The following is a 12,703-nucleotide window of genomic DNA, read 5'->3' as shown; positions in this document are numbered from 1 at the left end:
TATATGCTCATTGGTGATTCGCTCCACAGTCCCGTATGGCAGGTGCCTCATGTCCCGACAGCTCCCTCCGTTGTATGCCCTGCGCGCATTCGAAGCTGCTGCACGGCTTTGCTCGTTCACCCGTGCGGGCGAAGAGCTGTCGATTACCCAAAGTGCTGTCAGCCGGCATATTCGTACATTGGAAGAGCACTTTGCCTGCCGCCTGTTCGTGCGCAGTGGCCGCAGCCTGCAGTTGACCGAAGCGGCGCGGGTGCTGTTGCCCGGGGTGCGCGAAGGCTTTGCGGCGCTGGAGCGGGCCTGCGATAACTTGCGCGGCGAAGATGACATCTTGCGCATGAAAGCCCCATCGACCCTGACCATGCGCTGGTTGCTGGCGTGCCTTAGCCGGTTCCGCCACCTGCAACCGGGCAACGAAGTGCAGCTGACCAGCGCATGGATGGACGTCGACCATGTGGACTTCAACCAGGAACCGTTCGATTGCGCAGTGTTGCTCAGCGACGGCGTGTTCCCGGCGGAGTGGGAGGTGCGCAAGCTGTTTCCGGAGTTGCTGATCCCGGTCGGTGCGCCCGACCTGCTCGACGAAGAGCCTTGGGACGTGGGCCGGCTGGCCTCTATCGAACTGCTGCACCCCACGGTAGACAAGCGTGACTGGCGGGAATGGCTGGAGCGCATGGGGCTTGGCGACAAGGTTTCGCTCAAGGGCGGGCAGGTGTTCGACACCCTGGAGCTGGGCATGATTGCCGCTGCACGGGGCTACGGGATTTCCATGGGCGATTTGCTGATGGTGGCCGAAGATGTGGCGCAGGGGCGGTTGAGCCTGCCTTGGCCGACAGCAGTGCCCAGTGGGATGGACTACTACCTGGTATGGCCGCGCACCCGGCCGGGTGGCGAACGGTTGCGGCGCTTGAGTGATTTTCTGGCAGACGAGGTGGCGGCGATGGATTTGCCGGATGTGGAAATCCTGCCGCCTCTCTGATCGCCTGTACCGGCCTCTTCGCGGGCTCGCCCGCTCCCACACGGATCGCACAGCCTTTAATACTGTGCATTACCTGTGGGAGCGGGCAAGCCCGCGAAGAGGCCCGTACGGTTTTACATCGAACCCAGGTTCAACGCCTGCGCACAGGCCTGCAGCGAGCGGCGCTCGCTTTGCGCATACAGTGCCAGTTCATCCTGCACCTGCAGCCCCAACGCCGCTTCGAACGCATCGCGGTTGGCATTGCTGCCGTATTCGGCCTGTGCATCGTCGCCCAGGTTGGACTGGAAGATCCCCGCCGCACTCACCGGCAGGAAGTCCTCGTACACCAGCGCCTCGAAATGCACATGGCCAGCGTCGATCAGCCCTTGCAGGGTGGTCGGGCGGCCCTCCTGGTCACGCGCAGCCAGGCCTTTCTCAGTGGCAAAGTAGCGGAAGTACGCCAGGCCCTGTTCACGCATCTGCGCCAGGTCATCCGGGAATTCGGCAAAGGTATCTTTGAGCAAGGTCATGTAGCGCTCGGCATTGGCTTCGGCCGGTGCGCCACCCAGGGCGGCGCGGGTGGCGTCAAGCAGCTTGTCGTACAGCTGGCGGCCTTTCGGCGTCAGGGCCGCGCCACGTTGCTCGATCTCGCCAAAGCGCGCGGTGTGGCTGCCTTCGCTACCCTGCTGGTCGCTGAACGCGACCTTTTCCTGCAAGGCCTTGAAGCTGGTCTGGCGCAGCAGGATCGGGTGGCGGCGGGTGGGCGGGCCTTCGACCACGGCCTTCGGCGGGATGCCCTTGGCCGGCATGCCGAGCTGGATCGCATCGATGTCCAGGGTGCGTGGGGTGAGGTGGTTGATGTGTGGGCCCTTGAAGGCCACCACATCGGCAATCAGGCGGTGCTGGTCGTGCAGTTGCTGGTACTGCTCGGCGGTGACGGTGGCGTCATGGTGCCAGCGGAAGGTGTGCAGCGCTTCCTGCACGAACGCTTCGGCATCGGCTGCGTTCAGGCCGCCATCGCGTTCGCACTGGGCGATCAGTTCCAAGGCGCGGGTGGTGAAGATCTGGCGCTTGGCCAGGATGCTCTGTGCCAGCTCACGCAGCTGCGGGTTGTCGATCAGCTCCAGGCGCAGCAGCGAGGTGAACACACGGAACGGGCTGACGTGCAGCGACTGCTCATGTACCGCGCGAAAAGCGGTGGAGTGCACCGGCACGCCGGCGGAGCTCAGGTCGTAGTAGCCGACCGGCTGCATGCCCATGACTGCAAAAAGGCGGGCGATGGTGGCCAGTTCTTCGGCGGTGCCCACGCGGATGGCGCCGTGGCGCTCGTGGTCCAGGCGCTCGATTTCGCCGGTCCAGCGCAGGGCTTCGGCAACCTTGGGCTGCTGGGCCATGACCTGCTGGTTGATTTCGCTCACCAGCTCCAGCAGCGTGCCGTACAGCGGCACTTCCTGTTTGTACATGAGCGACATGGCGGCAGAGAACTGCGCGCGAATGCTGTCTGGGCTGACGAAATCGTGGGCGGGCATCGCTAGCTTCCTGGTTGGGTTCGGACACTTACATGAAAGCTGGGAATGCACTTGGCTCACAAGCGAAAAAAAGTGAGTGTGTCATTCCTTTTTTGATCGACCTTCAGGGCCCTATCGCCGGCAAGCCAGTTGCTCCCACAGGCACAGCACAAGTTTCAGCAACTGTGCTGTTCCTGTGGGAGCTGGCTTGCCGGCGATAGGGCCGCAAAGCGGCCTCGGCAATCTCAAGGCTGAAGCTGCTCGTGAATCCACTCCACCAACGCCCGCACCTTGGGCACCTCCGCCGCATGCTCGGCATACGCCAGGTAATGCGCCCCGGCACTGCGCATGGCATGGTTCCAAGGCACCACCAGGCTCCCTTCCGCCAGTTCCTTCGCCGCCAGGTAACGCGGCACCAGCGCCACCCCGCACCCAGCCTGCGCCGCGCTCAAGGCCATATAGAACGTATCAAAGCGTGGCCCGTGGTAGGCGCTGACGCTCTGCAGCCCCAGCTCCAGGAACCACTCATGCCAGGCCTCGGGCCGTGACGTGCTTTGCAGCAGCACCAGGTCGGCCAGGTCTGCAGCATCGCCCAGCGTGCGCCCGGCCAGCAGCTCCGGCGCACACACCGGCACCACCTCTTCGCGGAACAGCTCCACGCAGGTGGCACCCGGCCAGGTGCCCTGGCCATAGAAGAACACCACGTCCGCCGAACCCTGCAGCAGGGCGAACGGCTCCATCTCGTTGCGGATGTCCAGGTGGATGTTGGTGTGGCGCTTGCCAAAACCCTTGAGGTGCGGGATCAACCAGCGCACGCCAAAGCTCGGTTGAGTGGCTACCTTCAATATCTCGGTCTGCTCGCCATAGGTGAGCACGTAGCGGCTGGACATATCCACCTGGGTGAGGATCTTGTTGACCTCGGCCAGGTACAGGCTGCCGGCCGGGGTCAGTTGCAAGCGCCGCCGGATGCGCAGGAAAAGGTGGTGGCGCAGCATGTCTTCAAGCTGCGCCACCTGCTTGCTGACGGCGCTCTGGGTCAGGTGCAGTTCCTCGGCGGCACGGGTAAAGCTCAAATGGCGGGCTGCAGCTTCAAAGCACTGCAGGGCGGTCATGGATGGCACCAGGCGTTTGGACATAGCGGTCTCTGCGGCTCAAATCATTACCTGACGGAATGATATGCGGAATAAAGGTCGTTTGTTGTACCTATGTGATCGGATTAATACTGATCCACATCATTTTTCCACCCCATCACCGATGTAGGAGATGCACAAATGGTTGCTGGATTGCTCGAGCGCCTTGGCGTTGCCGCCGAGGCTTATACCCAGGGCGACTACCCTGTTCACACGCCGATCGACGGCAGCCAGATCGCCTCGGTGAAACTGCTCGGCAAGGCCGAGACCATCGCGCGCATCGATCAGGCCCAGAGCGCTTTCGACGCCTGGCGCACTGTGCCGGCCCCGCGCCGTGGCGAACTGGTGCGCCTGTTCGGTGAAGTGCTGCGTGAGCACAAGGCCGACCTGGGCGAGCTGGTCTCGATCGAAGCCGGCAAGATCACCCAGGAAGGCCTGGGCGAAGTGCAGGAAATGATCGACATCTGCGACTTCGCCGTGGGCCTGTCGCGCCAGCTGTACGGCCTGACCATCGCTTCCGAGCGCCCGGGGCACCACATGCGTGAAACCTGGCACCCGCTGGGCGTGGTTGGCGTGATCAGCGCCTTCAACTTCCCGGTCGCCGTCTGGGCCTGGAACACCGCCCTGGCCCTGGTGGCCGGTAACTCGGTGGTGTGGAAACCGTCTGAAAAGACCCCGCTGACCGCCCTGGCCTGCCAGGCGCTGTTCGAAAAAGCCCTGAAAGCCTTCGGCGACGCCCCGGCTGGCCTGGCACAACTGGTAATCGGTGGCCGTGAAGCCGGCGAAGCCATGGTCGATGACCCGCGCGTACCGCTGGTCAGCGCCACCGGCAGCACCCGCATGGGTCGCGAAGTCGGCCCACGTGTGGCTGCCCGCTTCGGCCGCAGCATCCTCGAACTGGGCGGCAACAACGCCATGATCCTGGCGCCGAGCGCCGACCTGGACCTGGCCGTGCGCGGCATCCTGTTCTCGGCTGTCGGCACCGCCGGCCAGCGTTGCACCACCCTGCGCCGCCTGATCGTGCACCGCTCGATCAAGGACGAAGTGGTTGCCCGCGTCAAAGCCGCCTACGGCAAAGTGCGTATCGGCGACCCGCGCAAGGACAACCTGGTGGGCCCGCTGATCGACAAGCTGTCGTTCGACGCCATGCAGGGCGCGCTGGCCAAGGCCCGCGACGAAGGTGGCCAGGTGTTTGGTGGCGAGCGTCAGCTGGCCGACCAGTACCCGAACGCCTACTACGTGTCGCCTGCCATTGCCGAAATGCCGGCGCAGAGCGACGTGGTGCGCCACGAAACCTTCGCCCCGATCCTGTATGTGCTGGCCTACGACGACTTCGAAGAGGCCCTGCGCCTGAACAACGAAGTGCCACAAGGCCTGTCGTCGTGCATCTTCACCACCGACATCCGTGAAGCCGAGCGCTTCCAGAGTGCTTCGGGCAGCGACTGCGGTATCGCCAACGTCAACATCGGTACCAGCGGCGCCGAGATCGGCGGTGCGTTTGGCGGCGAGAAGGAAACCGGCGGTGGTCGTGAGTCGGGTTCGGATGCCTGGAAAGGCTACATGCGTCGCCAGACCAACACCGTGAACTACTCACGCGAGCTGCCGCTGGCGCAGGGTATCGTGTTCGACTGATGTATTGATGCTGCATGGCCGGGGGCATAGCCCCCGGTTCGCGGCACAAGGCCGCTCCTACACAGGCATCGCGATCTCCTGTAGGAGCGGCCTTGTGCCGCGAATGGGCTGCGAAGCAGCCCCAACAAGAACAAATTGCTGGAGCCGGCCATGTCCGAACTGCGTCAAGAATGCTTGTGGGAATTCGTCAGCAAACCGACCGTTGCCGCCCAGGCCCTGGCCGGTGAGCACAAGGCTGATGTCTGCGTGATCGGCGGTGGCATCACTGGCCTGTCGGCGGCCATCCACCTGCTCGAACAGGGCAAGTCGGTGATCCTGCTTGAGGCCTGGAAGATCGGCCACGGTGGCTCCGGGCGCAACGTCGGCCTGGTCAACGCCGGCACCTGGATCCGCCCCGACGACGTCGAGGCCACCCTCGGCCAGAAGCAGGGCAGCCGCCTGAACAAGGTGCTCGGCGAAGCCCCAGGTGAAGTGTTCGCCATAATCGAGCGCCTGGGCATCGACTGCCAGGCCCAGCACAAAGGCACGTTGCACATGGCGCACAACGCCACCGGCATCGCCGACCTCGAGGCCCGCCACGAACAATGGCGCCGCCGTGGTGCCGACGTGGAGCTGCTGACCGGCGCCCAGTGCCAGGAATACTGCGGTACCAACAAGATTTCCGCCGCGTTGCTCGACCGCCGCGCCGGCACCATCAACCCCATGGGCTACACCCAGGGCCTGGCGGCTGCCGTGGCGCGCCTGGGTGGCAAGCTGTTCCAGCAGTCTTCGGTCGAAGGCCTGGAACGTGATGGCGATGGCTGGCGGGTGAAGACTGCGCGTGGCTCGGTGCGCGCCGACAAGGTGGTTATTTCTACTGGCGCCTACACCGAAGGCGACTGGAGCAACCTGCAGAAGCAGTTCTTCCGTGGTTACTACTACCAGGTTGCGTCCAAGCCGCTGCAGGGAGCCGCGGCCGACAAGGTGCTGCCACATGGCCAAGGCTCGTGGGACACCCGTACCGTGCTCAGCAGCATCCGCCGCGACGACCAGGGCCGCCTGCTGCTCGGCAGCCTGGGCCGGGTCGACAACAAGCCGGCGTGGTTTGTGCGCAGCTGGGCAGACCGTATCCAGAGCCACTACTACCCAGAGCTGGGCAAGGTCGAGTGGGAAATGCACTGGACCGGCTGTATCGACTTTACCCCTGACCACCTGATGCGCCTGTTCGAGCCGGCGCCAGGGTTGGTCGCGGTTACGGGTTACAACGGGCGGGGCAACACCACGGGTACCGTAATCGGCCGTGCGTTTGCGGAGTTTCTGCTCAAGGGTGACGCGGACAGCCTGCCGATTCCGTTCTCGCCAATGAGCGGCGTGAGTGCGCCTTCGCTGCGGACCGCGTTCTACGAATCCGGCTTCTCGCTGTACCACGCGGGGCAGTGCCTGCGGGTTGTGTTGTAAGTACTGGCCTCTTCGCGGGCACGCCCGCGAAGAGGCCGGCGCAGGCTTACTTGTGCAACCAGCTGAGGAACCCGCCTTTCTTGATCAGGGCCGGCTTTTGCAGCAACAACGACTCCCGGCTTTGCCGCCGGAACCGCTGCAGTTTGCTCAACGCGGTCTGCACCTCGCCTCGCTGCTGCAAACAGCTCTTCACCTGTTCCTTTTCGATGCGGTACAGCACGCAACCGGTCAGTGTGCGGAACTCGGCGAACGAGTCGTCCTCATCGATGATCCCCTCGATCCCCAGCACCTCACCCGGCCCCATGCGCCCAGCCTCGATCCGCTTGTCGCCATCACGCACCGACGCCGACACCACCCCGCTGCCAATCACCAGCAGGTGCTCGGAATGCTCGCCCACGCCCAGGATCACCTGGTCCGCCAGGTACTCCACCGCCGTCATGCGCTGGCTCAGCGCGTCACGCTCCTCATCGCTTAGCGAGCGGAACACCCGCACTTCGTCCAGCACCTCGCGCTGGCGGCTGCGCGGCGGCATGGCCAGGTCCACGTTCCACATCACCCCGCTGGCCTCCAGGTGCCGGTGGGCAAGGTCGAACAGCTGATTGCGTGCGTCGCCCTTGGTGCCCGCATCGGCCACGAAGCCGCTGGCCTCGTACTCCACGGACTCCAGCGTCGAGGCCTTCACCGTCACCTTCGGCTTTGGGGTCGCAAGAATGGCACTCACGCCCTGCAAGGCCTTTTCCAGCGCATCGAACACCCGCTTGGGTCGCACCTTGGCCGGTACCACCACGCTGATCGACACCCCATGCACATCGGCCGGGCGGCTGTGGTTGAGCAGCCGCGCCTTGGCCGCGACCGAGTTGGGGATCACCGCCAGGCTGCCGGTGCCGGTCAACAGCCGTGTGGCGCGCCAGTCGATGTCCAGCACCTTGCCTTCGGTGCCGTCGATGGAGATTGAATCGCCAATCTGATAGGGCCGCGTGGTGTTCAGCACGATGCCGCTGAACACGTCCGCCAAGGTGCTCTGCAACGCCAGGCCGATGACGATGGCCATCACCCCGGACGTAGCCAGCAAGCCCTTCACCGGCAGTTGCATCACATAGCCCGCGGCAGCCACTACAGCGACCAGAAAGATCAACGCCCCCAGCACATCCTGCAGCAACCGCCCGCCATGGCTGCCCCGGGCCACCAGCAGCAGGCCGAACACCACCGTGACCGTGCGCGCGCCAAACAGCCACCAGCCGATGGCCAGTACCGTGGCCATGAGGTTGCGCGAAACATCGTCGGGCCAGGGTGGTGGTTGCAGCGGGCTCATGCCGGCGGCCACCAGCACCGAGCTGAACAGCAGGAATATCACCAGCCGCGTGCCGATGCGCCAGGCACGGCGCTGTATGGGGATGACTTGCCAGAGCACGAGGTCGAGCAGGATTAGGGTAGTGCCGAGCAACAACGGGGACGACTGGATGAACGCCAGCATGGTGGTCTCGGGGGTGAGGGGAGGGCTGTGGGTAGTAATAGAGCAGGTTGCTGCTGCAGGCAATGGGGCCTGCACCGGCCTCTTCGCGGGTAAACCCGCTCCCACAGGGACTGTGCATGACTTACAGGATGCGCGATCCCTGTGAGAGCGGGTTTACCCGCGAAGAGGCCAGCAAAACCAACGCCAATGTATCGTTCCTAAAACAGAACGCTAAAGCCAAAAACCGCTATCTACCGCTCCAAAGGTGATGGTTTTAATCTTCTCCCATCAACGCGAAACACCCAACTTACTGTAGACAGAAACCCTTAGGAGCAACGACCATGACCAACTTCAAATACAACCGCCTGAACAAAGACGATGCCGCCGTACTGCTGGTCGATCACCAGGCTGGTCTGCTGTCCCTGGTCCGCGACATCGAGCCGGACGCGTTCAAGAACAACGTGCTGGCCCTGGCTGACCTGGCCAAGTTCTTCAACCTGCCGACCATCCTCACCACCAGCTTCGAGCAAGGCCCCAATGGCCCACTGGTGCCGGAACTGAAAGCCCTGTTCCCGGACGCCCCGTACATCGCCCGCCCCGGCCAGATCAACGCCTGGGACAACGAAGACTTCGTCAAGGCAGTGAAGGCCACCGGCAAGAAGCAGCTGATCATCGCTGGCGTCGTGACTGAAGTGTGTGTGGCTTTCCCGGCTCTGGCGGCCCTGGAAGAGGAGTTTGATGTGTTCGTGGTGACCGACGCCTCCGGTACCTTCAACGCCATGACCCGCGATGCCGCCCATGACCGCATGAGCCAGGCCGGTGCGCAACTGATGACCTGGTTCGGCGTAGCGTGCGAGCTGCACCGCGACTGGCGCAACGACGTTGAAGGCCTGGCCGCGCTGTGCTCCAACCACATCCCGGACTACCGCAACCTGATGACCAGCTACAACGCCTTCAACGCCAACAAATAAGCGCAAACGCCGCGGGCACCGCCAATCGGTGCCTGCCTAGGGCAGCACACCTATCCAATCCAGCGCCCGTCCGCCGTTGCACAGTGGATGCGGGCAAGCTCATCCCAAGGAACGCCGATGAACACCGCACTCCAGCACAACCGTGAAGTGGTGACCGTATGCCTGCAACACCAGGTTCTCGCTAGCCCGACGGGCGCCACGCCGGCCCAGCCGCCGCGCTGGAAGCAGGCGCTGCTGACCTACCTGGTGATCTGCCCGATGACCATGGTCGTTCCGCAACTGCTGGCGCCGTTGTTTGCACGCTTCCCGCAGCTGGGCGGCCCGATTACCGGCAACCTGATCGTCAACCTGTTCGTCATCCTGCCCGTGGTGTTCTACATCATGCCTTGGGTAACCCACCGCTGCGCCAACTGGCTGCGCGGCTGAGCGGCGCCTTTACCTCAATACTTTCAAGGAGATACCGACATGAGCACGTTCGTTACCCGCGATGGCACTTCGATCTATTTCAAGGACTGGGGCAGCGGCAAGCCCGTGCTGTTCAGCCACGGCTGGCCGCTGGATGCCGACATGTGGGATTCGCAGATGGAGTTCCTGGCCAGCCGCGGCTACCGCGCCATCGCCTTCGACCGGCGTGGGTTCGGCCGTTCGAGCCAGCCGTGGAACGGTTACGACTACGACACCTTCGCCGATGACATCGCCCAGCTGATCGAACACCTCGACCTGCGCGACGTGACCCTGGTGGGCTTTTCGATGGGTGGCGGCGATGTCAGCCGCTACATCGCCCGCCACGGCAGCGAGCGGGTAGCCGGGTTGGTGCTGCTGGGTGCGGTGACGCCGGTGTTCGGCAAGCGCGACGACAACCCTGAAGGGGTCGACCTGTCGGTGTTCGAGGGTATTCGTGCCGGCCTGCGTGCCGACCGTGCGCAGTTCATCGCCGATTTCGCGACGCCGTTCTATGGCCTGAACCATGGGCAGCAGGTGTCCCAGGGCGTGCAGACGCAGACGCTGAACATCGCGCTGATGGCGTCGATCAAGGGCACGCTGGATTGCGTGACGGCGTTCTCCGAGACCGACTTCCGGCCGGACATGGCCAAGGTCGATGTGCCGACTTTGGTGATTCATGGTGACGACGACCAGATAGTGCCATTCGAGACCACCGGCAAGCAGGCGGCGGAGCTGATTCGTGGAGCTGAGCTGAAGGTGTATGCCGGGGCGCCGCACGGGTTTGCGGTGACCCATGCGCAGCAGCTGAACGAGGATTTGCTGGCGTTTCTCTAGCAGTAATTGTGGGAGGCATTCGCGGGCTCGCCCGCTCCCACAGGTACTGCACAGCATCTGAAACCTGTGATTTCCCTGTGGAAGCGGGCAAGCCCGCGAAGAGGCCAGCCCTGGCAGCACAAATGTTGATCAGGGCTAACCTTCTACAGCCCACCGCACATCCATCCAAGCCCTGACCCAGCAGCAACCGGCATGCTCCGCAGTTGCGCCTGACGCTGCCGCACCCAGAGACGGAGAACACCATGTCCCAGGACCGCAACGACAAGACCCGTCGCCAGTTCCTCGCCACCAGCACCGTGCTCGGTGCTGCCGGCGCGCTCTGGTCCGCATTGCCTTTCACCGGCCAAGCCGGTTCCGCTCACGCATCCATCCAAGGAGGTTCCATGACCGCCGACCTGATTCTGTTCAACGGCAAACTGCACACCGTTGACCGCGAAAAGCCCACCGCGACTGCTGTCGCCATCAAGGATGGGCGCTTCATCGCCGTGGGCAACGACGCCGAGGCCATGGCCCACAAGGGCACTAGCACGCAGATCATCGACCTCAAGCAGCGCACGGTCATCCCCGGCCTGAACGACTCGCACCTGCACCTGATCCGCGGTGGCCTGAACTACAACCTGGAGCTGCGCTGGGAAGGCGTGCCGTCGGTGGCCGATGCCCTGCGCATGCTCAAGGACCAGGCTGCGCGCACGCCAACCCCGCAGTGGGTGCGGGTAGTCGGTGGCTGGAACGAATTCCAGTTCGCCGAAAAACGCATGCCGACCCTTGAAGAGATCAACCAGGCTGCGCCCGACACACCAGTGTTCCTGTTGCACTTGTATGACCGCGCGTTGCTCAACCGCGCGGCGCTCAAGGCTGTCGGCTACGACAAGGCCACCCCGAACCCGCCGGGTGGCGAGATTCAGCGCGACAAGTTCGGCAACCCGACCGGCATGCTGATCGCCCGCCCGAACGCGATGATCCTCTACGCCACCCTGGCCAAAGGGCCGAAGCTGCCGCTGGAGTACCAGGTCAACTCGACCCGGCAGTTCATGCGTGAGCTGAACCGCCTCGGCCTGACCAGTGCCATCGACGCCGGCGGCGGTTACCAGAACTTCCCCGACGACTATTCGGTGATCCAGGAGCTGGCCGACAACAACCAGCTGACCGTGCGCATCGCCTACAACCTGTTCACCCAGAAGCCCAAGGAAGAGCTGGACGACTTCAAGAAGTGGACCTCCAGCGTCAAGCTGCACAGCGGCACCGACTTCCTGCGCCACAACGGCGCTGGCGAAATGCTGGTGTTCTCCGCCGCCGACTTCGAGGACTTCCTCGAGCCGCGCCCGGACCTGCCACAGACCATGGAAGAAGAGCTGGAGCCGGTGGTGCGCCACCTGGTCGAGCAACGCTGGCCGTTCCGCCTGCACGCCACCTACAACGAATCGATCACGCGCATGCTCGACGTGTTCGAGAAGGTCAACCGCGACATCCCGTTCAACGGCCTGCCGTGGTTCTTCGACCACGCCGAAACCATCACCCCCCAGAACATCGAGCGCGTGCGCGCCTTGGGTGGTGGCATCGCCGTCCAGGATCGCATGGCCTTCCAGGGTGAGTACTTCGTCGACCGCTACGGCGCCAAGGCTGCCGAGCAGACCCCGCCCATCAAGCGCATGCTCGACATGGGCGTGCCGGTGGGGGCCGGGACCGATGCCACCCGCGTGTCCAGCTACAACCCGTGGACCTCGCTGTACTGGCTGGTCAGCGGCAAGACCGTCGGCGGCATGGAGCTGTACCCGGAAGGCCTGGATCGCGACACCGCACTGCAACTGTTCACCCAGGGCAGCGCCTGGTTCTCCAGCGAGCAGGGCAAGAAGGGCCAGATCAAGGTGGGCCAGTTGGCCGACCTGGCGGCGCTGTCGCTGGACTTCTTTAGTGTCGATGAAGAGGCGATCAAGGGCATCGAGTCGGTGCTGACCATCGTCGATGGCAAGGTGGTGTACGCGGCGGGAGAATTCGATCGCCTTGGCCCACCGCAGGTGCCAGTGCTGCCAGAGTGGTCGCCAGTAACCAGGGTGCCAGGGCACTGGCGCGTGGGTACGCCATCGTTGGCGGCAGCCGTGCATCAGTGCTCGGGGCCGTGCGGGGTACATGCGCACAGTCATGACAAAGCGCGCAAATCGAGTGTGCCGGTGAATGACTTCCAAGGCTTCTGGGGGGCGCTGGGTTGTTCTTGCTTTGCTTTCTAAGCTGAGCTGATGTGAACAAGGGGCCAGTTTTTGGCCCCTTTTTTGTGTTGACTGTTCTGGCCCTATCGCCGGCAAGCCAGCTCCCACAGGATTACACCACCCTCAAGGCCTGTG

Annotated in this window: 10 protein-coding genes; 7 read left to right on the top strand and 3 right to left on the bottom strand. The window is 63.8% G+C overall.

From position 1 onward, the window contains the following. Positions 1-49 precede the first annotated feature (49 nt). Positions 50-976, top strand: a complete 927-nt coding sequence (locus ACN6NG_RS29055) for a LysR substrate-binding domain-containing protein (protein WP_016502207.1) — start codon at positions 50-52, stop codon at positions 974-976. Positions 977-1,089: 113 nt separating this feature from the next. Here ACN6NG_RS29055 and hglS read toward each other — a convergent pair whose 3' ends face one another. Both hglS and ACN6NG_RS29045 read right to left on the bottom strand, forming a co-directional pair. Beyond that, entirely contained in the window at positions 1,090-2,484 is a 1,395-nt protein-coding gene (hglS, locus tag ACN6NG_RS29050) for a 2-oxoadipate dioxygenase/decarboxylase HglS (RefSeq protein ID WP_063424079.1), read from the bottom strand. A 224-nt stretch (positions 2,485-2,708) separates the two neighbouring features. Beyond that, the gene (locus ACN6NG_RS29045; protein WP_474317429.1) at positions 2,709-3,599 is read right to left on the bottom strand and encodes a LysR family transcriptional regulator; all 891 of its coding nucleotides are present in this window, start codon (positions 3,597-3,599) and stop codon (positions 2,709-2,711) included. A gap of 135 nt (positions 3,600-3,734) precedes the next feature. Between ACN6NG_RS29045 and amaB the strand changes: the two genes are divergently transcribed. Then, entirely contained in the window at positions 3,735-5,225 is a 1,491-nt protein-coding gene (amaB, locus tag ACN6NG_RS29040; RefSeq protein ID WP_012274799.1) for an L-piperidine-6-carboxylate dehydrogenase, read from the top strand. 150 nt (positions 5,226-5,375) lie between these two features. Continuing rightward, the gene (gene amaA, locus ACN6NG_RS29035; protein WP_474317427.1) at positions 5,376-6,662 is read left to right on the top strand and encodes an L-pipecolate oxidase; all 1,287 of its coding nucleotides are present in this window, start codon (positions 5,376-5,378) and stop codon (positions 6,660-6,662) included. Between the two features lie 46 nt (positions 6,663-6,708). On the opposite strand, the gene ACN6NG_RS29030 is transcribed toward amaA, so the two are convergent. Further along, entirely contained in the window at positions 6,709-8,136 is a 1,428-nt protein-coding gene (locus tag ACN6NG_RS29030) for a mechanosensitive ion channel domain-containing protein (RefSeq protein WP_474317424.1), read from the bottom strand. Positions 8,137-8,456: 320 nt separating this feature from the next. Here ACN6NG_RS29030 and ycaC point away from each other — a divergent pair, with 320 nt between their 5' ends. The 4 genes from ycaC to ACN6NG_RS29010 all read left to right on the top strand — a co-directional run bounded on the left by ycaC (position 8,457) and on the right by ACN6NG_RS29010 (position 12,589). Next, positions 8,457-9,086: an isochorismate family cysteine hydrolase YcaC gene (gene ycaC / locus ACN6NG_RS29025; protein ID WP_063424083.1), complete on the top strand. Its 630-nt coding sequence runs from the start codon at positions 8,457-8,459 to the stop codon at positions 9,084-9,086. A gap of 117 nt (positions 9,087-9,203) precedes the next feature. Further along, positions 9,204-9,512 carry a putative antibiotic biosynthesis monooxygenase gene (locus ACN6NG_RS29020; protein ID WP_063424084.1) on the top strand — a complete coding sequence of 103 codons (309 nt, stop codon included), beginning with the start codon at positions 9,204-9,206 and terminating at the stop codon, positions 9,510-9,512. Positions 9,513-9,551: 39 nt separating this feature from the next. Next, positions 9,552-10,364: an alpha/beta fold hydrolase gene (locus ACN6NG_RS29015; RefSeq protein WP_474317422.1), complete on the top strand. Its 813-nt coding sequence runs from the start codon at positions 9,552-9,554 to the stop codon at positions 10,362-10,364. Between the two features lie 383 nt (positions 10,365-10,747). After that, entirely contained in the window at positions 10,748-12,589 is a 1,842-nt protein-coding gene (locus ACN6NG_RS29010; protein WP_474317438.1) for an amidohydrolase, read from the top strand. The last annotated feature ends 114 nt before the right edge of the window (positions 12,590-12,703 follow it).

It is taken from the genome of Pseudomonas sp. TSO6 (assembly GCF_056098905.1).
This window is presented reverse-complemented; position numbering and strand designations above follow the sequence as displayed.